The organism is Streptomyces sp. NPDC085927 (assembly GCF_044540975.1).
GTDB classification, from domain to species: domain Bacteria; phylum Actinomycetota; class Actinomycetes; order Streptomycetales; family Streptomycetaceae; genus Streptomyces; species Streptomyces hirsutus.
Window position 1 is genome coordinate 566,354 of record NZ_JBITSN010000002.1, and the last position, 20,106, is coordinate 586,459.

At 73.3% G+C, this 20,106-nt stretch carries 17 protein-coding genes; 11 read left to right on the plus strand and 6 right to left on the minus strand.

Annotation, left to right across the window (positions count from 1 at the left end):
* Positions 1-22: 22 nt before the first annotated feature.
* The 5 genes from ACIF80_RS07535 to ACIF80_RS07555 all read left to right on the plus strand — a co-directional run bounded on the left by ACIF80_RS07535 (position 23) and on the right by ACIF80_RS07555 (position 4,933).
* Complete coding sequence (locus tag ACIF80_RS07535) at positions 23-1,264, plus strand: NAD(P)/FAD-dependent oxidoreductase (RefSeq protein WP_399800572.1); 1,242 nt, start codon at positions 23-25, stop codon at positions 1,262-1,264.
* A 158-nt stretch (positions 1,265-1,422) separates the two neighbouring features.
* Complete coding sequence (locus ACIF80_RS07540; RefSeq protein ID WP_109377886.1) at positions 1,423-1,788, plus strand: Rv2175c family DNA-binding protein; 366 nt, start codon at positions 1,423-1,425, stop codon at positions 1,786-1,788.
* 310 nt (positions 1,789-2,098) lie between these two features.
* Positions 2,099-2,779, plus strand: coding sequence for a thiamine phosphate synthase (gene thiE, locus ACIF80_RS07545; RefSeq protein ID WP_399800575.1), 681 nt, complete (start codon positions 2,099-2,101; stop codon positions 2,777-2,779).
* Between the two features lie 193 nt (positions 2,780-2,972).
* On the plus strand, positions 2,973-3,896 hold the full coding sequence (gene metF, locus ACIF80_RS07550; protein WP_399800578.1) for a methylenetetrahydrofolate reductase [NAD(P)H]: 924 nt from the start codon (positions 2,973-2,975) through the stop codon (positions 3,894-3,896).
* Between the two features lie 56 nt (positions 3,897-3,952).
* Entirely contained in the window at positions 3,953-4,933 is a 981-nt protein-coding gene (locus tag ACIF80_RS07555) for a hypothetical protein (protein WP_399800581.1), read from the plus strand.
* Between the two features lie 97 nt (positions 4,934-5,030).
* Here the strand turns inward: ACIF80_RS07555 and ACIF80_RS07560 are convergent, their stop codons facing one another.
* Positions 5,031-6,566 (minus strand): phytoene desaturase family protein, encoded by a 1,536-nt coding sequence (locus ACIF80_RS07560; RefSeq protein WP_399800584.1) that lies wholly within the window; start codon positions 6,564-6,566, stop codon positions 5,031-5,033.
* Positions 6,567-7,037: 471 nt separating this feature from the next.
* The gene (locus ACIF80_RS07565) at positions 7,038-7,667 is read right to left on the minus strand and encodes a TetR/AcrR family transcriptional regulator (RefSeq protein WP_399800587.1); all 630 of its coding nucleotides are present in this window, start codon (positions 7,665-7,667) and stop codon (positions 7,038-7,040) included.
* 180 nt (positions 7,668-7,847) lie between these two features.
* Between ACIF80_RS07565 and ACIF80_RS07570 the strand changes: the two genes are divergently transcribed.
* The 3 genes from ACIF80_RS07570 (at position 7,848) to ACIF80_RS07580 (ending at position 10,135) form a co-directional block, all read left to right on the plus strand.
* Positions 7,848-8,462 carry an SAV_6107 family HEPN domain-containing protein gene (locus tag ACIF80_RS07570; RefSeq protein WP_399800589.1) on the plus strand — a complete coding sequence of 205 codons (615 nt, stop codon included), beginning with the start codon at positions 7,848-7,850 and terminating at the stop codon, positions 8,460-8,462.
* A 187-nt stretch (positions 8,463-8,649) separates the two neighbouring features.
* Positions 8,650-9,420: a methyltransferase gene (locus tag ACIF80_RS07575; RefSeq protein ID WP_399800592.1), complete on the plus strand. Its 771-nt coding sequence runs from the start codon at positions 8,650-8,652 to the stop codon at positions 9,418-9,420.
* Between the two features lie 292 nt (positions 9,421-9,712).
* A complete protein-coding gene (locus ACIF80_RS07580; protein WP_399800595.1) occupies positions 9,713-10,135 on the plus strand; it encodes a DUF3040 domain-containing protein in 423 nt (140 codons plus the stop codon).
* Positions 10,136-10,430: 295 nt separating this feature from the next.
* Here ACIF80_RS07580 and ACIF80_RS07585 read toward each other — a convergent pair whose 3' ends face one another.
* From ACIF80_RS07585 to ACIF80_RS07600, 4 genes are all read right to left on the minus strand, one after another.
* Positions 10,431-12,818, minus strand: a complete 2,388-nt coding sequence (locus ACIF80_RS07585) for a DUF3488 and DUF4129 domain-containing transglutaminase family protein (RefSeq protein ID WP_399800597.1) — start codon at positions 12,816-12,818, stop codon at positions 10,431-10,433.
* Entirely contained in the window at positions 12,815-14,179 is a 1,365-nt protein-coding gene (locus ACIF80_RS07590; RefSeq protein ID WP_399800600.1) for a DUF58 domain-containing protein, read from the minus strand. The genes ACIF80_RS07585 and ACIF80_RS07590 overlap by 4 nt, the downstream gene beginning before the upstream one ends.
* Positions 14,179-15,216: an AAA family ATPase gene (locus tag ACIF80_RS07595; protein WP_399800603.1), complete on the minus strand. Its 1,038-nt coding sequence runs from the start codon at positions 15,214-15,216 to the stop codon at positions 14,179-14,181. The genes ACIF80_RS07590 and ACIF80_RS07595 overlap by 1 nt, the downstream gene beginning before the upstream one ends.
* 297 nt (positions 15,217-15,513) lie before the next feature.
* Positions 15,514-16,062 (minus strand): beta-class carbonic anhydrase, encoded by a 549-nt coding sequence (locus ACIF80_RS07600; RefSeq protein WP_399800605.1) that lies wholly within the window; start codon positions 16,060-16,062, stop codon positions 15,514-15,516.
* 436 nt (positions 16,063-16,498) lie between these two features.
* Here ACIF80_RS07600 and rsmH point away from each other — a divergent pair, with 436 nt between their 5' ends.
* Genes rsmH through ACIF80_RS07615 form a run of 3 tightly spaced genes read left to right on the plus strand, consistent with a single transcriptional unit; the run spans position 16,499 to position 20,030 of the window.
* Positions 16,499-17,482: a 16S rRNA (cytosine(1402)-N(4))-methyltransferase RsmH gene (gene rsmH / locus ACIF80_RS07605; RefSeq protein WP_399800608.1), complete on the plus strand. Its 984-nt coding sequence runs from the start codon at positions 16,499-16,501 to the stop codon at positions 17,480-17,482.
* A gap of 56 nt (positions 17,483-17,538) precedes the next feature.
* On the plus strand, positions 17,539-18,039 hold the full coding sequence (locus tag ACIF80_RS07610) for a septum formation initiator family protein (protein ID WP_399800609.1): 501 nt from the start codon (positions 17,539-17,541) through the stop codon (positions 18,037-18,039).
* 5 nt (positions 18,040-18,044) lie between these two features.
* On the plus strand, positions 18,045-20,030 hold the full coding sequence (locus ACIF80_RS07615) for a peptidoglycan D,D-transpeptidase FtsI family protein (RefSeq protein ID WP_399800612.1): 1,986 nt from the start codon (positions 18,045-18,047) through the stop codon (positions 20,028-20,030).
* Positions 20,031-20,106 lie beyond the last annotated feature (76 nt).

Consider the following 20,106-nt stretch of genomic DNA (forward strand, 5'->3'; position numbering starts at 1 on the left):
GACGGGTGTCTATGGTGATCAGGTGAGTGAGCAGACGCAGGAACGGGGACCGTCCGGACCGCGGCGCGTGGTGGTGACGGGGGCCGGGATGGCCGGCGTACAGACCGCCGTCGCCCTCCGGGAGCAGGGCTTCACCGGCACCGTGACACTGATCGGCGCCGAACCCCACCAGCCGTACGACCGGCCGCCCCTGTCCAAGGCGGTGCTGCTCGGCACGGCGGAGAACTCCGCCTTCGACGTCGACTTCGAGGCGCTCGGCATCGAACTGCGGCTCGGCTGCGAGGTGTTCGGGCTGCGCCCCGCCGACCACGAGCTGGACACGGAGGCCGGGCCGGTCCCCTACGACGTCCTGGTCGTCGCGACCGGCGCCGAACCGGTCCGGCTGCCGGGCGCGGAGGGGGTTCCGGGCGTCCATCTGCTGCGCACCCTGGACGACGTCGAACGACTGCGGCCGGTGCTCGCGCGCCGGCAGGACATCGTGGTCGTCGGCGCCGGCTGGATCGGCGCGGAGTTCGCCACGGCGGCGCGCGAGGCGGGCTGCGCGGTCACCGTCGTGGAGGCCGCCGGCCGGCCGCTGGCCGAGGCGCTGCCCGCCGAGGCGACCGCCCCGATGACCGCCTGGTACGACGACGCGGGAGTGGTGCTGCGGACGCACGCGCGCGTGGAGCGCGTCGAACCCGGCGCGGTGGTGCTCGACGACGGCTCGCGGCTGCCCGCGGACGCCGTCGTCGTCGGTATCGGCGCCCGCCCCGCCACCGCCTGGCTGGCCGGCTCGGGGGTCGAGCTCGGCGAGCACGGCGAGGTGGTCGCCGACGCCCGCCTGACGACCTCCGTGCCGGACGTGTACGCGGTGGGCGACTGCGCGTCCTTCCCCTCGAGGCGGTACGGCGAACGCCTGCTGGTGCATCACTGGGACAACGCCCTCCAGGGCCCGCGCACGGTCGCGGCGAACATCATCGGGTCGGCCACCGGTGAGCCCCCGGCGGTGTACGACCCGGTGCCGTACTTCTGGTCCGAGCAGTTCGGACGCTTCGTCCAGTACGCCGGACACCACGCGGACGCCGACCGGACGGTGTGGCGCGGGGAGGCCGACGGCCCGGCGTGGACGGTCTGCTGGCTCCGCGCGTCCCGGCTGGTCGCGCTGCTGGCGGTGGGCCGCCCCCGCGACCTGGCCCAGGGGCGCCGGCTGATCGAGGCGGGCACGGTGATGGACGAGACGCTGCTGGCCGACCCGGCACGACCCCTGAAGTCGGCGAAGGCGTGAGCTTTTGGTTTCCCGGTTTCCCGGTTTCCCGGTCTCCCGGTCTCCCGGCCTCCGGTCACCCGGCCGGCAGTCCGAGGATCCAGTCGTCCGGGTTGAACGTCCGCCCAGGTGGAGGGGTCCGGCTTCCGGCTGTCGGTGCCAGATGGCAGGCTTGTCCCGTGACCGAGATTGACGCAAAGATCGATGCTCTCGTCCCCGCCTGGCTCACCCTTCCCGACATCGCCGAGATGCTCGGCGTCGAGGTGACGCGCGTCCGGCAACTGGTCAAGGAAGGCCAGCTCATCGCCGTACGCCGAGGTGAGAACCGCGCACTGCACGTCCCCGCCGCCTTCATCGACGAGGACAAGGTCGTCAAGGGCCTCTCCGGGACCCTGACGCTCCTGCGGGACGACGGCTTCACGGACGAAGAGATGCTGGAATGGCTCTTCACCCCCGACGAGAGCCTGCCGGGCACGCCCGCGCAGGCACTGAGCGAGAACCGCGGCACGGAGGTGAAGCGCCGCGCCCAGGCGCTCGCCGTCTGACCCCGGGACGGCACGCCGGGACCCGCACAAGCACCGGTACGCACCTCTTCGCGTGCCGCGCCCGTGCGGGTACAGCCGGCCATGAAACCGCCACCCGGCGCCGCTGCCCCAGGGCGCCGGGAAGGCCCGGCGGTCCGGGCGGCCGCCGGGCCGCCCGCGGCCGGTCTCCCGGTCGCCGCGGCGGCATAGGGTCCGTTGCGGCGTGTGCTCCGCCGGCCCCGACGGGCCGTGGGGCATCCGCCGACGACCCACCGGGCCTGCCCCGCGCGCGGCCGGCCCGGACGCCACCTACACACAGGGGGACTCCCGCATGCCCGACACCGCCGCAGGCACCGCCCCGCGCGCCCGCCTCGCCGACTCCCTGGTCTACCTCTGCACCGACGCCCGCAAGCGGCAGGGCGACCTCGCGGAGTTCCTGGACGCGGTCCTGGCCGGCGGTGTCGACATCGTCCAGCTCAGGGACAAGGGCATGGAGGCAGCCGAGGAGCTGGAGCACCTGGAGGTCCTCGCGGACGCCTGCGCCCGGCACGGCAAGCTGCTCGCGGCGAACGACCGCGCGGACGTCGCCCACGCCGCCGGCGCCGACGTACTGCACCTCGGACAGGGCGACCTCCCCGTCCCCGCGGCCCGGGCCCTCCTCGGCGAGGACATCCTGATCGGCCGCTCCACGCACGCCGAGTCCGAGGCCGCCGCGGCCGCCGTGCAGGACGGCGTGGACTACTTCTGCACCGGCCCCTGCTGGCCCACCCCCACCAAGCCCGGCCGCCACGCCCCCGGCCTCGGCCTGGTCCGGTACGCCGCCGGCCTCGGCACCGACCGCCCCTGGTTCGCCATCGGCGGCATCGACCTCGGCAACCTCGACGAGGTCCTGGAGGCCGGCGCCCGCCGGGTCGTCGTCGTACGGGCCATCACCGAGGCGGACGACCCGGGCGCGGCGGCGGCCGAGTTCGCGAGGCGGCTGCGGCAGACGGCACCGGGCGTCCGCCCCTGACACCGCCGCCGGCGCCCGTCGTCCGCCGCCGGCACCGCTCCCGCCGCCCGCCGGCCTGGCCCGTCGCCCGCCACCCCGGCCCCCCATCCCTTGTTCGTCACCACATGTCCAAAGGGTGGACAACAAGTCGGCAATTCCGGCAAATCTCCCGCATCCGGTTGGGGGACCGGCGCCCCCTGGCTAACCTGCCGGTATGGCCCTCGGAACAGCATCCGTCAGGACTGATCACGCGCGCACCGTGCGTGACATGCTCGCTGCCGGAAAGACGACGTACTCGTTCGAGTTCTCGGCGCCCAAGACCCCCAAGGGCCAGCGGAACCTCTGGAGCGCGCTGCGCAGGGTCGAGGCGGTCGCTCCGGACTTCGTCTCCGTCACCTACGGCGCCGGAGGGTCCACCCGCGCGGGCACGGTCCACGAGACCGAGCAGATCGTCGCCGACACCACCCTCACCCCGGTCGCCCACCTCACGGCGGTCGACCACTCCGTCGCCGAACTGCGCAACATCATCGGCCAGTACGCCGACGCCGGGATCCGCAACATGCTCGCCGTACGGGGCGACCCGCCCGGCGACCCGAGGGCCGACTGGATCCCGCATCCGCAGGGCCTGACCTACGCCGCCGAACTCGTCCGGCTCATCAAGGAGTCGGGCGACTTCTGCGTGGGGGTCGCCGCCTTCCCGGAGATGCATCCGCGCTCGTCCGACTGGGACACGGACGTCGCGCACTTCGTCGACAAGTGCCGGGCCGGTGCCGACTACGCGATCACCCAGATGTTCTTCCACCCCGAGTCCTATCTGCGCCTGCGTGACCGGGTCGATGCGGCGGGTTGCGGAACACCGGTGATTCCGGAGGTCATGCCGGTGACCAGTGTGAAGATGTTGGAGAGGTTGCCGCAGCTCAGTAACGCGTCGTTCCCGGATGCCCTGAAAGAGCGGATCCTCACAGCGGCGGACGATCCGGCGGCGGTACGCTCCATCGGTATCGAGTTCGCCACGGAGTTCTGCGCACGGCTGCTGGCCGAGGGAGTGCCCGGACTGCACTTCATCACGCTGAACAACTCCACGGCGACGCTGGAAATCTACGAGAACCTGGGCCTGCATCACCCACCGCGGGCCTAGACCGGTCGCACCGGCGTACGACACACTGCGTAGCGGCCACTGGGAGAGGGGCGTACATGGGCTGGACGGTCCTCTACATCGCGTTCGGTGTGGTCGCTTTGTGGCTGCTCGGCGAGGTATTGCTGCAGTACAAGGCACGTCTGCGCTGGCGGCTGCTCGCCTTCGCGGGCTTTCTGGGCGTCGTGCTCGGTGTGCTGATCCCGTCGGTCGTCGTGATCGGCCTGGGTGCCATCGCCTTCGCGATCGGCCAGACCTACGTCACGCTGTCGTTCCGCCGCGGCTTCGCGGCCGGCTGGGCGGTCAACGCCCCACTGCTGTCCGCCGTCAAGGGCGGCCGTGGTGACCGCGGGCGGGAGGAGCCGACCCTGGAGGTCTCCGGCCTGGAGGCCAACGGCGACGAGGGTGCCGAGCGGAGCCGCGACCGGGACTCCTACGGAGCCGACGACTACGACCGCGACGACGTGTTCACGCCGGTGCGCGGCGAACAGCAGACGGCCGCCGAGACCACGGCCGTCTACGAGCCGCAGCCCATGCCCGACGACACCGGCTCCTACGGCGTCTACGGCGACAACGGGTACGGCACCCCCGCCCAGGACCAGTACGCGGCCACCGCCCAGAGCACCGACCAGGGTTACGACACCGGCCAGAACTACGCCTACGACTACTCCGGTTACGGCCAGCAGCAGTCCTACGACACCACGGGCCAACAGCAGCAGTACGCCGCCTACTCCGACCCGTACATCGGCAACCCGACCTACGGCGGGACCTCGTACGACACCGGATACACCGATCCGCAGCAACAGCAGCAGTACGGCCAGCAGGGCTACGGCCAGGACCAGTACGGCGGCGGCTACGGCGGGGAGACCCCGGCGGGCGGCCTGTGGGTGCCGCAGCAGCGCAGCACCGACGACCTGTACGGCGGCGAACTCCCGCAGGAGCAGCCGTACCCGTACCAGGACAACGGCCAGCAGGGCCAGACCCCGGGCAACGGGAACGGCAACGGCAACGGGTACGACGAGCAGCAGTACCGTTACTGACCCGGCCGGCCCGGCCCGGTCCGACCAGGCCTGCCGCGGCCGTCGGTCCCGGCCGGTGATCCGTTCCGGCCGCTGAGCCGCCCCGGTCCGCCGCCGCTCACTGGGACCCGCGGAACCCCGGCCCCTCCACGATCAGGCCCGCGACCAGCGCGCCCGACATCCCGGCGTGCGGGAGGCCCCCGCCGGGGTGCGACCAGCCGCCCACCGTCAACAGCCCCGGTATGCCGGTGCTGTTGGACGGGTGCAGCAGGCGCCCGTCCGCCGCGGCGAGCGCCGGGACGGGCACCGCTCCGCCCTCCGCGCCCGTCACCTGCGCGACGTCGTCCGGGGTGCGGACCTCGCTGTGCAGAAGACGGTCGCGCAGGCCCGGCACGGCCCGCTCGGCGGCGGTGATCATGTTGTGCGCGTGCTCGTCCAGACCCGGCCCCGCGGACCCCGCGGGCACCGCCGAGGTGAGGGTGACCGCCTCATGGTCCGCGTCGGGGACCAGGGCCGGGTCGTCGGGGCGCAGAACCGTGACCGTGGGGTGCGCGGGCAGGCCCGCGGGGGAGCCGAACAGGGACTCCAGCTCGGCCTCCCGGTCCCGGGTGTGCACGACCGTCCGGTGCGGTGTCCCCTCGGGACGTCCGCCGCGCAGTGCCAGCAGCACCGTCAGACGGCTCGCCGTCCCGAGGCGGCCCGCGACCTCGCCCTCGCCCCGCACCCGCGCCCCCCGGGCCAGCCGGTCCAGCGCGCCGGGCGTCACCCCGGCGATCACATGATCCGCCTCGGCCACCGCCCCGCCCCCGCCCCCGCCGTCGGAGCCGGGGGAGGCACCTTCGGTGAACTCCACGCCCGCCACCCGGCCGTCCTTCTCCAGCACCCCGGTGACCTCGGCGCCGAAACGGAACTCCACCCTGCGGGCCAGGCACCGCTCGTACACCGCGCGGGCCAGCTCCCGCATGCCGCCGCGGACGTACCAGGTGCCGAAGGCGTGCTCCATGTACGGCAGCACCGCCGCGCTCGCCGGCGTGGACCGGGGGTCCAGGCCCTGCTCGAGCGCGTAGCCCTCCAGCAGGGAGACCAGCCGGGGATCGCGCAGCTCCCAGGCGGCGACCTCGGCGAGCGTGCCCGCCGTGCGCGTGCGCAGCAGCCTCCTGTGGGGGACGGCCGGGTAGGGCTCGCGCCCGGCCAGCACCTGCCAGTTGGGCCACAACGGCTCCTCCAGGAGCGGTCTGCGGGTCCTGTCCCAGGTCTCGCGGGCCCGCACCAGGAAGTCGCCCCAGCGCTCGGCGGCGGCAGGGCCGAGGGCCGCGTCCAGGGCGGAGACGACACCCGCGCGGGACGCGTTCGGCAGCGGGACGCGCGTACCGTCCGCGAACACGTGGTGCGACGACGGGTCGACCTGGACCAGCTCGACGCAGGCCTCCAGCGGCTCCTTGCCCGTCTTCAGGAACAGATCGCGGTAGACCGCCGGCAGCGGGAGCAGACCGGGGCCGGTGTCGAACGCGAAGCCCTCCCGCTCCAGCCGGCGCAGCGCGCCGCCGTACGTGTCCGTCCGCTCGTACACCGTCACCCGGTGGCCCGCGACGGCCAGCCGGGCAGCGGCCGCCATCGCGCCCAGCCCGGCGCCGATCACCGCAATCCGTGCCATGTCAGGGACTTTATCCGCCCCCACGGCCGCCCCCGGACCCGAGTACCGTCGCCCACGCCCCGGTGACCAGCCGGCGGCCGTGCCGTGTGGGGCCGGGTGCGCAGGAGTGAGTACCCGTACCCAGTGCCCGAGATGAGTACGCGCGCGGATGGGCCACGACCTGCGGAAACGAGAGAGTGGAGACCACGGAGAGGGGCACGGCTCCGGAACCGGCGACACGGGGCGCCGGAACGGTCCGGGCCCGCGATCCGCTCCTTCCGCCGGCCGTGTCGGCGGGAGCGAGGCACGGGGGAACCCGGGGAACGACCGCAACGGGGGTTCCACGGGAGAACGTACGGGGGAGCGAGGAAGGCGCCGGTCCGGCAGTGGCTCGCGGGGGACGCAGCCACCGTCGGACCGGCACTTTTCGTGTCCCGGGCCGGCCGCCGGCCGCAGGCTGCCGCAGGCCGCCGGGTACGGCCGTCCGCCGTCTCAGCGGTGGCCGCTCACGCGCCCCTGCAGCAGCCGGGACAGCGCCGAGTGCACGTCGTCCAGGGAGCGCTCCGGCTGGAAGGCCTGCCAGTCCAGCGCGGCCACCAGCACCATGCCGACCAGCGCCGCCGCCGTCAGCGGAATGTCGATCTCCGCACTGAACTCCCCGTTGTCCACGCCCTCGCGCAGCACGTCCTCGACGACCGCCACGGCCTGCTGCCGGACCACCAGCAGCGTGGACTGCCAGGCCCGGTTGGTGCGCCACAGCTCGGCCACGTACAGCTGGGTGAAGGCCGGGTAACGGTCGATGAAGACCAGCCCCGCGCGGACCATCGCGTCCAGGGCGTCGACCTTGCTGCCGCCCGCCCCGGCCGTCCGCTCGGCCGCCTCCCGCAGAGAGGCGGTGAGGAGCCCGACCCCGTGCCGCAGCAGTTCCTCGAAGAGGACCGACTTGCTCGCGAAGTTGTAGTAGACCGTGCCCTTCGCGACCCCCGCCCGCTCGGCGATCTCGTCCACGGTGGTGGCGGAGAAGCCCTGCTCCGCGATGAGCGTGACGGCCGCTTCGTAGAGCTTCTGCCGGGTGGCCTCGCGGCGGGTGCTGCCGCCCGACGTGGTGCTGCTGCGTTCCATGCCCTGATTCTCACAGCACCGCCGGCCCGCCCCGCCACAGGCTCCGCCCCGTGGCGGGCCCGCCCGGCACCGAACAGTCGATCGAAGCAAAAGCCCAGGTCGGAACGGATTGTCAGTGGCATACCGCACGATGAGCCCATACGGCCACAGAGCCGTCACGAAGACGACAGGAGGTTCGTCATGGCCCACTCGTCCGCAGCCGCCGCCCGCCGGCGCCGCGCCACCGGCCCTGCCCCCTCACTGACCGGCCCCGCGAGCGATGTCCACCCCGTGCTGCGCCGCGCCACCGCCCCGCCCGCCGCCCTCGACCTGCTCGCCCAGGCCCGTGCCGGTCTCGACGAGGCCACCGTCCTCGAAACCCCCAACGAGCGCTACGCGACGGCCCACCTCGCCGCCCTGCGCACCGCCGCCGCCGTGCTCGCCGCACGGGGGCGGCCCGAGGCCTCGCCCAGGGCCCGGAGCAAAATCCGGAGCGCCTGGGAAGTGCTTCCCGAGATCGCACCCGAACTCACCGAATGGAGCGCCCTGTTCGCCTCGGGCGCCCAGCGCCGCGCCCGCGCCGAAGCGGGCATCCGGGGCGCGGCCGGCGGGCGGGACGCCGACGACCTGATACGGGACGTGGCGATGTTCCTGCGCCTGGTCGAGCGGATGCTCGTCCTCCAGCCCGTCCTCCCGCAGCCCCGCACCGACGCGGACCACCCCGACCCCCCGGACGGCCATGGCCCTGGCGGCCGCCACCCGGACGGTCACGACCCGGGCGGCGGCCTGGGCCGCGAGATGCCCGACGCGGGCTGAGCGCTCCTCCCGGCCCCCGCGCCGCGCTGCCCCGTCCGGCGGTGGCGGGACAGCGCGGCGCGGGCAATGCGGCGCAGGCAATAGGGTGGAAGACGCCTGAAGCCTCCGCGCTCCCTGTCCGGACCGGGGAGGCAGCCCGATCGCTCCGCCGTGAACGAGGCGGTGCCGCGCCGAGGAGTCAACTGCCGTGTCGGACACCCTGCGCCCCCGCGCCGCTCTCCGTACCGCCGTGGTCTGGGAGGTCCTCCAGGACGTCCTGGAGCGCCGGGTCAAGGCGACCGGACGGCCGGCGCTGGACGTCCTCGACACCGGCGGCGGCAGCGGCAACTTCGCCGTGCCCGTGGCCCGCCTCGGCCACCGGGTCACCGTCGTCGACCCCAGCCCCAACGCGCTGTTCGCCCTGGAGCGCCGCGCCGCCGAGGCCGACGTCGCCGACCGGGTCCGCGGCGTCCAGGGCGACGCCCACGGCCTCTTCGACGTCGCCGAGCGCGGCGGCTACGACGTGGTGCTGTGCCACGGAGTCCTGGAGTACGTCGACGACCCGGCCGAGGGCGTGCGCAACACCGTGGCCGCCCTGCGCCCCGAAGGCGTCCTCAGCCTGCTCGCCGCCGGCCTCGGGGGCGCCGTGTTCTCCCGCGCCCTGGCCGGTCACTTCAAGGAGGCCCGGCAGGCGCTCGACGACCCGAACGGCCGATGGGGCACCGGCGACCCCGTGCCGCACCGCTTCACCGCCGAGCAGCTCAGCGGTCTGGTCGAGGGAGCGGGCCTGCGGGTCGGCGCCGTGCACGGCGTACGGGTCTTCGCCGACCTCGTCCCCGGCGGGCTGGTGGACACCGAGCCCGGCGCCCTCGACGCGCTGCTGAAGCTGGAGGCCGCGGCGGCCGAACTCACCGCCTTCCACTCCGTGGCCACCCAGCTCCATGTGCTCGGTGAGGCACCGGGGGCCGAAGGTGCCTGAGCAGCCGCCTGTGACGCGTCGCTGATCAGCGACGCGTCCGTCGGCCGCGCAGCGCATGGAGTCCGCCACAGGCCCCCCGAATGGCGGCTGGGCACCGTATGATCGAGGGAGACCGTCCGGCATGACGGCCTGGCCATCGGGGAATGAGAAGCCTCGAGAGGTCCGGGACGCCCATGGCGGGTGCCGGTTGGCCGATTGGCGCAGAGGGGCGGGTTTCATGGGGGCGAATCCCTGCCTATCCTGAAGTGACCCCCCGGGTCGCCCCCGGCGACTGCACGATGAGGAGGACGCCGTGCCGCTCTCGGAGCACGAGCAGCGCATGCTCGAGCAAATGGAGCGAGCGCTGTACGCCGAAGATCCCAAGTTCGCGTCGGCGCTCGAGGGAAGTGGCCTGCGTACGTACACCCGTCGGCGGGTCTACCAGGCGATCGTGGGCTTCCTCGTAGGTATTGCGCTCCTCATGGCCGGAATGGTCGCCCAGCAGGTCTGGCTCAGTGTGGTGGGCTTCCTCGTCATGCTGGGCTGCGCGGTTCTCGCGGTGACCGGCTGGCGCAAGGCGCCCAAGCCCGGTGAGCAGGCGGCCGACGTCGCCGGCGCCGTCGGCTCCACCGGCGTGCCGCAGTCCGGCCGGCAGGGCAGGCAGCGGCGCTCCGTGATGAACCGTATAGAGGAGCGCTGGCAGCGCCGCCGCGACGAACAGGGCGGCGGGCAGTAGCTCCCCACCCCACTCCAGGACCTGCGCGAAGAGCATGTGTCAGGGGGTGACCACCAGCTCGGTGGTCACCCCCTGACGCGTGTCCGCACCCGGGCCCACGCGTGGCCGCTCCGCGCCCGGATCGACGCCGGGCGCCGGTCATGGCAAGGAGCACCGTTACGAAGGTGAGGGGCGGGGGACGGCCTCCGGTCGTCCCGCCCCTCACCGCGCACCCGTTCAGCCGGGATCACCTGCCCGGCAGGTCACCTGCCCGGCAGGGTCCGGGCCCGGCGCCGACCGGCCCGGACCAGGCCCGTCAGCCCTGCTGCCGCGAGGGCCTGCGCCATGCCGGCCGCAGGGCGAGGACGCGGTCCCGCACGGCGGCCCACCGGGCCGACACCGCCCAGACCACCCGCACAGTGGAACGCGGCAGGAACAGCGCGCGCAGCCGCATGCCCCGGCCGGCCCCGGACCTCAGTCCGTCCGTCACCCGGCGCACGTCGTCCGCGAGGCCCGCCGTCGGGCGCGGCCGCGGCGCGTAGAGGACCTGCTCCACGGCATCCGCCACCCGGTGCACCGAGGCCGCGGCCTCCGGGTCGAGCCGGCCGAGCCGGACGATCCGGGCCGCCGCCTTGCGCGGGGTCAGCGACTCGTCCAGGGAGATACCGACGTCCCACGCCGTGTCCGTCAGCTCGTCCCAGACGGCCAGGGTGTGCGCCGCCGTGCCCGCCTCGGACCGGCCGTGCGCGCCCAGGCGCACCGAACGGGCCCGCAGCCGCCACAGCATCGGTGCCAGCGGCAGCACGAGGACGGCGAGACCGCCCAGCGCCCACGCCAGCACCACGTACCACTTCGGCCCGTCGCCGTCCGTGGGCAGCGTCGCCAGGGGCGCCTCGCTCGCGCAGCCGTCCAGCTGCCGCTGCTGCACCGAGCAGCTCTCGCTCTCCGACGGGGCGGCCGAGGGTTCCGAGGGCTCCGCCTCGGACGGCCGCGCCGGGTCGGGCAGCGTGCTCTCCGGGGTGTCCGGCACGGTGTAGGCCGGCACCGAACCGCGCGTGGGCGTCGGCTCGAAACGGGTCCAGCCCACGCCCTCGAAGTACAGCTCGGGCCAGGCGTGCGCGTCCCGCAGCCCCACCGCCACCGTGCCGTTCGCCTGCGGGGTGCCGGGCGCGAAGCCCACCGCGACCCGGGCGGGTATGTCCAGGGACCGGGCCATCGACGCCATGGCGAAGGAGAAGTGGACGCAGAAGCCCTCCTTGTCCCTCAGGAAGCGGGCGATCGCATCCGAGCCGCTGCCGACGTCGACCTCGGTGTCGTACTCGAAGCCGCCCCTCAGGGTGAAGTACTCCTGGATCATGACCGCCTGGTCGTACGCGTTCGTCGCCCCCTCGGTGACTTCGCGGGCGGTCCGGGACACCACCGCGGGCAGCGAGTCGGGCAGCTCGGTGTAGTCCCGCTCCAGGGCGGCCGGCGGCGCCGACGCGTCGGCCAGCTGCTCCGGCGTGGGCCGCACGTTCAGACTGCGTACCTGATAGGTCAGTCCCCGGGTGTCCTGGCCGTGGTCGCCGACCAGCGTCATCCCGACCGGTTCGTAACGCCAGTTGCCCCTGATGTCCACGCCGCTCGGCGGATACGGCATCGGCAGCCAGTCCTGCCCGTACCAGTCGGCGGTCGAGATCGTCGTGCCGATCTCCTCGCGCTCGACGTCCGGGCCGAGACCGGCCGGGGTGGGGAAGGCACCGTCGGGCACCGTGGTGATGGACCGTTTGGACGGCTTCCAGGTGGTGCCGTCGAAGTCGTCCAGGGACACGATCCGCAGATACAGGTCCGAGACGTTCTCCGCCTCGGAGCGCACCGACAGGACCTGGCGGTCCTCGTTCACGTTCAGCGAGTCGCGCAGTGACACCAGCGGGTTCACCGCGGAGATCGTGCCGCCCCCGCCGGAACCCGGGCCGGCCCCCGAACCCGCCGGGTCCAGCAGGCCGCCGTTCATGGTGGGCAGAGCGAGCGGTGCCACCAGGGCGATGCCCACCGCGAGCACCCCGATCCGCCGGCCGGTGCGCACCGGGGCACGGGCCCCGCCCGGCTCGCCGGGCGAGCCCTGCGCCACCCCGCCGAAGACCCGCCCCCACTGGGAGAGCCGCTCGCGCCCCTCCACGAGCAGCAGCATCAGATAGCCGGCCGCCGCCAGCAGGAACCACAGCCAGTCGGCCCCGCCGTCGGACAGACCCGCGGCGACGGAGTACAGCGCGAGCAGCGGCAGCCCGGCCGGTGCCGCGCTGCGGAAGGTCACCGCGAGGGCGTCCACCAGCAGCCCGATCACCAGGACGCCGCCGATCAGCATCAACTGGATGCCCTCGGACAGCGGCGCCGGTATCGCATAACGGCCGACGTCCGTCCCGCCCTGGTCGAGCAGCCCGGCGAAGAAGCGGAACGCGTCCGGTCCCGGCAGCAGGCCGGCGAACGCGTGCTCACGCGCGAAGACCAGCGTCAGCAGCACGAGCGCGACAAGGGCCTGCACCGCCACCGTCAGCGGGCGCGCCAGCGGCACCCGCCGGGCCAGCGCGCCCACGCCCGACTGCACCGCCAGCAGAAAGGCCGCCTGCACGATCCAAAAGGGCGGCTCGACCAGCGGCAGCAGCGCGCACGCGGCCAGCAGCGTGGCCGCCCACGAGGCAACCGTCAGCCGCAGTCGTCCACTCACCCTGCTCCCTCCCCACCGCTCGCGGCCGCCAGGCCGGAACGCTCCCGGTCCGCCAGCCGCCACTGCTCCTCCAGGGAGGCACCCCGTGGCACGCTCACCACCGTCCAGCCCGCCTCGCGCAGCATCCGCGGCCGCTCCCCGCCACCGTCCAACGGACCGGGCACGCCCGACGGTTCCCGCAGCCAGGCCCCGCTGTCCAGGAGGAAGGCGACCGCTCCCCGGCTGCGCTGCCGCATCCGGGCGAGCACCGCCGCCTGCTCCTCGTCGAGATCACCGAGGAAGGCCACCAGCAGCCCCTCGTTCCCGCCGCGGAGCACGTCGTACGCCAGGGACAGACCCGCCCCGTCGGAGTGGTCGACCACCGCGAGGGTGTCCATCAGCAGCCCGGCCGCGTCCGCCGACTCCTGGCTCGCGCCCACGAACCCGTCGGAGCCCTCGCCCGGCACCGACGTGCCGGTGTCGGTCAGCAGCCGCACCGAGAAACCCCGCTCCAGCATGTGCGTCAGCACGGACGCCGCACCCGACACCGCCCACTCGAACGCCGAGTCCGGGCCCGCGCCGTCGTAGGCGACGGCCCGGGTGTCCAGCAGGACCGAGCACCGGGCCCGCTGCGGCTGCTCCTCGCGGCGCACCATCAGCTCGCCGTAGCGCGCGGTGGAACGCCAGTGCACCCGGCGCAGATCGTCGCCGTACCGGTAGCCGCGCGGGATCACGTCGTCGTCACCGGCCAGCGCCAGCGAACGCTGCCGCCCGTCGCCGTACCCCTTGGCCTCACCGCTCAGCCGCACCGGCGGCAGCGGCTCCACGCGCGGGATCACCGTCAGCGTGTCGTACGTGGAGAAGGACCGGGTCAGCTCGCACATCCCGAACGGGTCGGACAGGCGCAGCTGCAGCGGGCCCAGCGGGTAGCGGCCGCGCAGGTCGGAGCGGACCCGGTAGGACACTTCGCGGCGCCCGCCCGCCTCCACCCGGTCCAGCACGAACCGGGGCCGCGGCCCGAGCACGTAGGGCACCCGGTCCTGGAGCATCAGCAGGCCCGTGGGCATCCGGGACACGTTGTCCATCCGCAGATGCACCCGGGCCTCGGAGCCGGCCGGTACCCGCGGGGGGGAGAGCCGGCGGCTGCCGGCGACCCGGTAGCGGGTCCGGTAGAGCACGCCCGCGCACACCAGCGGCAGCACCGCCAGCAGCAGCCCGACCCGCAGCAGATCGCTCTGCCCGAGCACGTAGGCGCAGACCGCGGCGGCCGCACCGGCGGCCAGGAAGGAGCGCCCGCGGGTGGTCAGCCCGGCCAGAGCCGTGCGCAGGCCGCCCCGGTCACTGTGGTCGCCCTCCGCGCGGACCGATCCCGCGGTCGTCATCACAGCCTCCGCGGCTGCTGCCGGCCGTACCCGGGGCCGCCGCGGCCCACGCCGATGCCGGTCTCCTGCGGGGCCGCGGCCGGTACCGGCGTGTGCTGCAGGATCTCCTGCACCACCTGCTCGGCCGTGCGGCGGTTGAGCTGGGCCTGGGCGGTGGGCAGCAGCCGGTGTGCCAGGACGGCCCCGGCGAGCGCCTGCACGTCGTCCGGCAGCGCGTACTCCCTGCCGTTCAGCGCCGCGGACGCCTTCGCGGCGCGCAGCAGGTGCAGCGTCGCGCGCGGAGAGGCACCGAGTCTGAGGTCGGGGTGCGTGCGGGTGGCGCCGACCAGCTCCACCACGTACCGGCGGACCGGCTCGGCCACATGGACCATGCGCACCGCCTCGATCAGCTTCAGGATCTCGTGCGCGTGCGCCACCGGCTGGAGGTCCTCCAGCGGGGAGACACCACCGTGCACGTCCAGCATCTCCAGCTCGGCCTCGGGGCTCGGATAGCCGACCGAGACACGGGCCATGAACCGGTCGCGCTGGGCCTCCGGCAGCGGATAGGTGCCCTCCATCTCGACCGGGTTCTGCGTCGCCACCACCATGAAGGGGCTGGGCAGGTGGTAGGTCGTGCCGTCGATGGTGACCTGGCGCTCCTCCATCGACTCCAGGAGCGCGGACTGCGTCTTCGGCGACGCGCGGTTGATCTCGTCGCCGATCACCACCTGCGCGAAGATGGCACCCGGCTTGAACTCGAAGTCGCGGCGCTGCTGGTCCCAGATGGACACACCGGTGATGTCCGACGGCAGCAGGTCCGGTGTGAACTGGATGCGCTGCACCGAGCAGTCGATGGACCGCGCCAGCGCCTTGGCCAGCATCGTCTTGCCGACGCCCGGGACATCCTCGATGAGCAGATGTCCCTCGGCGAGCAGCACGGTCAGCGAGAGCCGTACGACCTCGGGCTTGCCCTCGATCACGCCCTCCACCGAACTCCGCACGCGCTCGACCACGGCGGTCAGATCAGTGAGGCTCGCTCGATCGTCATAGGTCGTCACCCGGCCCTCCTCGGCCTTTCCCCCCGCTCCGAAGGAACGGGGGCCCCAAATGTCCGGGCCGACGCCTTGCTGTGTGGACCGGCCCACCCCGAATCACGGACACCGTGCGGGAAAAGTTCCACACGGCACCACTCCCGCATTCTTGCCGCCGTTACCGATTCGTGTCACTCGCCTGTGGACAACTGGCGGCGATACGTCAGGTCGTGCGACATTTGTGAATGTCGTTCGACCTTGTGAAATCCGGAGAACGGGCGCGCGAATCCCCGGCGAAGGGCGTCCTCGGAGCGGGCCGACGGGTCAGGCGGGGTCGATCTCGCGCAGCAGACCGGTCTTCACATCGAAGACGAATCCGCGCACGTCGTCGGTGTGCAGCAGGAACGGCGAGGTGCGCACCCGCTGCATCGACTGCCGTACGTCCTGGTCCACGTCCCGGAAGGCCTCCACGGCCCAGGCGGGCCGCTGGCCGACCTCCATCTCCAGGTCGTGCCGGAACTCCTCGGTAAGGGACTCCAGACCGCAGTTGGTGTGGTGGATGAGCACCACGCTGCGGGTGCCGAGTGCGCGCTGGCTGATGGTCAGGGACCGGATCACGTCGTCGGTGACGACACCTCCGGCGTTGCGGACGGTGTGACAGTCGCCGAGCTCGAGACCGAGCGCGGCGTGCAGGTCGAGCCGGGCGTCCATGCAGGCCACCACGGCGACACGGAGGACGGGCCGGGCGTCCATCCCGGGATCGACGAACGCGCCGGCGTACTGCTCGTTCGCGTCCACCAGACGGTCGGTGACCGTGCCCTGGCCGACTGTCGCGCTTTCCGGACCCGCGGGAACCGATGCAGAAGTCGTCATAGTCATGACGGTACTGGTCACCTGCCGTCGGGGCTCGCTGTGAGACAGGACAAAGAACGTCATCCATCTTTGGTGTGAGATGACCCACAAGAGGGGCGTGAGTCCTCTCGCACGAGTGGTTCGCCTGCGATGCGGCTGTCCTCACGCCGAGGGCCGCGCCGCACAGGCCGGTTGATTGACCGGGCGACACCGTGGACTAAAGTGACGCGAAGCGGGAGGCGAGACTCCCCGCTGCACTGATTTCCCCCGGAGAACCGGGCAGCGTCCCGGAGATCTCCCCGCGTGCGCTGCGCGTACGTACGGCTCGGCCTCCTCCCGTTCCCGGCCGGCTGTCGCCTCCGGCGCCGGCAGGCCGCCCCGTCCACACCGGGGGAGGGGCGGGGACCCGGCGGTGCGTCACGGCCGCGCCGGACCTTGAGAAGAGGGCCCAGAACCCATGGGGCGCGAAGCGCATGCGAACACGGGCGGGCAGGCCCGGCACGTTCCGGTGATGCTCCGGCGGTGCCTGGACCTGCTGGCACCCGCCCTGGAGCAGCCGGGAGCCGTGGTCGTCGACTGCACCCTCGGCCTCGGCGGCCACAGCGAGGCCCTGCTGACCCGGTTCCCCGAGGCGCGGCTGATCGCCCTGGACCGGGACAAGGAGGCGCTGCGCCTGTCCGGCGAGCGGCTCGCCCCCTTCGGCGAGCGCGCCACCCCGGTCCACGCCGTCTACGACGAACTCCCCGACGTGCTCGACCGGCTCGGCGTCCCACGCGTGCAGGGCGTCCTGTTCGACCTGGGCGTGTCCTCCATGCAGCTCGACGAGGCCGACCGCGGCTTCGCCTACGCCCAGGACGCCCCGCTCGACATGCGGATGGACCAGTCGGCCGGCATCAGCGCCGCCGAGGTCCTCAACACCTACCCGCCCGGCGACCTCGTCCGCATCCTGCGCGCCTACGGCGAGGAGAAGCAGGCCAAGCGGATCGTGGCCGCGGTGGTGCGCGAGCGGGAGAAGGAACCGTTCACCACCAGCGCACGCCTGGTCGAGCTGATCCGGGACGCGCTGCCGCAGGCCGCCAAGCGCACCGGAGGCAACCCGGCCAAGCGCACCTTCCAGGCCCTGCGCATCGAGGTCAACGGCGAGCTCTCCGTGCTGGAGCGGGCGATCCCGGCCGCGGTGCGGGCGCTCGACGTCGGCGGCCGGATCGCCGTGCTGTCGTACCACTCCCTGGAGGACCGGCTGGTCAAGCAGGTACTCGCGGCGGGTGCCGCCACCACCGCGCCCCCCGGGCTGCCGATCGTCCCCGAGCGCTACCAGCCCCGGCTCAAGCTGCTGACACGCGGTGCCGAACTTCCCACCGAGGAGGAGATCGCCGAGAACCGGCGAGCGGCACCCGCACGGCTGCGGGGCGCCCAGCGCGTCCGGGAGCACCTCGAATGACGTGCGGGACACTCGGGCACGGAAGGCAGGCTTCGGGCGAACCCAGGGGAGTGTGAGTGAGCAGGAAACCCGAACTGAGGGGGAGGGCGGCCCGTCTCGCGCAGCTCCTCCCCACGGGACGGGCCCAGGCGGCCCGTACCCCCTTCGTGCTGCTGGTCGTCCTCCTCCTGGGCGGCGGCCTGATCGTGCTGCTGGTGCTGAACTCGGCCCTCAGCGAGGGCGCGTTCCGGCTCGACGACCTCAAGCGGGAGACGAAGAGCCTCACCGACGAGGAACAGGCACTCCAGCGGGACATCGACGCCTACTCCGCCCCCGACGCCCTCCAGCGCCGGGCCCGCGAGCTGGGCATGGTGCCCGGCGGCGACCCCGCCTTCCTGAACCCCGACGGCAAGGTCAGGGGCGTCCCCAGCCCCGCCGCCGCCTCCCGGGCCCCCCTGGTGCTCGCCCCCGAGGCGCTGGCCACCGTGACGGCCACGCTCCCGGGCACGGCGCCCGGCGCGGTACCGGGCGCGGCGGCAGACCCCACGTCCACCCCCGCATCGACCCCCGGCAGGTGACGGAAGTGTCCGACAGGGAACCGCCCCGCCGCCGCGTGCCCGGCCCCGCCCGGCCCGCCCGCCCGGGCGCCGGGCAGCGCCCCGGTCCCGGCGCCCGGCAGGCCCGTGACCCCCGGCCGGCCTCCCGCCCCCGCCCCCGGCCGCCGGGCGGCCCGGCGGCCCCGAAGGTCATCCGGCTGGGCAGCCCGCGCCCCCGGCTGCGCCTGATCGGCCTGGCGCTGGCCCTGGTCCTGAGCGTCTTCGTCGTACGCCTGCTCCAGGTGCAGGCCGTCAAGGCCGACACCTATGCCGCGAAGGCCGGACAGAGCCTCTACGTCGGCCAGGTGCTGGACGCCGAGCGCGGCAGGATCACCGACCGCAACGGCGTCGCCCTGGCGACCAGCGAGGACGCCTACGACATCACCGCCGACCCCACGATGTTCGCCCCCGACCAACTGGAGATCGCCGACGGTCCCGAACAGGCCGCCGCCCTCCTCGCCCCGATCCTCGGCCAGGACCAGGACCAGCTGGTCGACAAGCTGCGGCCGGACAACAAGGCCCTGCGCTACGTCAAGCTCGCGAGCCGCCAGACCCCCCAGGTGTGGCAGCAGATCAAGGACCTGAAGTCCGCGCTGGCCAAGAAGGCGGAGACCGACACGTCCTCCGTCAACGTCCTGGCCGGCGTCCTGTCCGTGCCCACCAGCAAGCGGGTGTACCCCAACAACGAACTCGCCGCCGGGATACTGGGCTGGGTCAACGCCGAGGGCAAGGGCGGCGGCGGCATCGAACTCCAGCTGGACAAGCGGCTCGCCGGCGAGGACGGCAAGATCCGCTACGCCCAGTCCGGCGGCCGTCTGGTGCCGACCCTGGACTCCAGCGAGACGCCGGCCGTCCCCGGCAGCGACGTCGAGCTCACCATCGACCGCGACATCCAGTGGGCCGCGCAGAACGCCATCAGCGAGCAGGTGGAGAAGTCGAAGGCCGACCGCGGCTACGTCATCGTCCAGGACACCCGCACCGGCGAGGTCCTCGCCATGGCCAACGCGCCCGGCTTCGACCCCAACGACCTTTCCGAGGCCGATCCGGCGGCCCTCGGCAACGCGGCCCTCCAGGACGCCTTCGAGCCCGGATCCACCGCCAAGGTCATGTCCATGGCAGCCGTGCTGGAGGAGGGAGCGGCCACCCCGCAGACGCATGTCGTCGTGCCGAACCGGCTGCACCGCGGCGACCGCCTGTTCAAGGACGACGTCGACCACCCGACCTGGTACCTCACCCTCAACGGGGTGCTCGCCAAGTCCAGCAACATCGGCACCATTCTGGCCACCGGCCAGCTCGGCAAGACCCAGGCCGCCGCCAACAAGGTGCTCTACGACTACCTGCGCGCCTTCGGCCTCGGCAGCCACACCGGACTCGGCTTCCCCGGCGAGACCAAGGGCATCCTCGCCCCGCCCGGCACCTGGTCGACCTCCCAGCAGTACACGATTCCTTTCGGCCAGGGCGTGTCCGTCAACGCCATGCAGGCCGCGTCCGTCTACTCCACCATCGCCAACGGCGGCGTACGCGTCGAACCCGCACTGGTGCGCGGCACCAAGGAGCCCGACGGGAGCTTCACCCCCGCCCCGAAGCCCGAGAAGACACGGGTCGTCAGCCAGAAGACGGCGAAGACGCTCGCCCGGATGCTGGAGTCGGTCGTGGACGACGAGGAGGGCACCGGCACCAAGGCGCGCATCCCCGGCTACCGGGTGGCGGGGAAGACGGGTACGGCCAACCGCGTGGATCCGGCCACCGGCAAGTACCACGGCTACACCTCCTCCTTCGCCGGATTCGCACCCGCCGACCAGCCCCGGGTCACCGTCTCCTGCGTCATCCAGAACGCCACCGAGGGCAGTTACTTCGGCGGCCAGATCTGCGGACCCGTCTACAAGCAGGTCATGGAGTTCGCCCTCAAGACCCTCCAGGTGCCGCCGACCGGTGCCGAACCGGCCAACTTCCCGGTCACCTTCAAGCGCTGACCGGACGCGAACCCTCGCGTCCGGCCCGCACGGAACCACCCAGGAACAGCCCGTGACAACGATCACCCCCGACCCC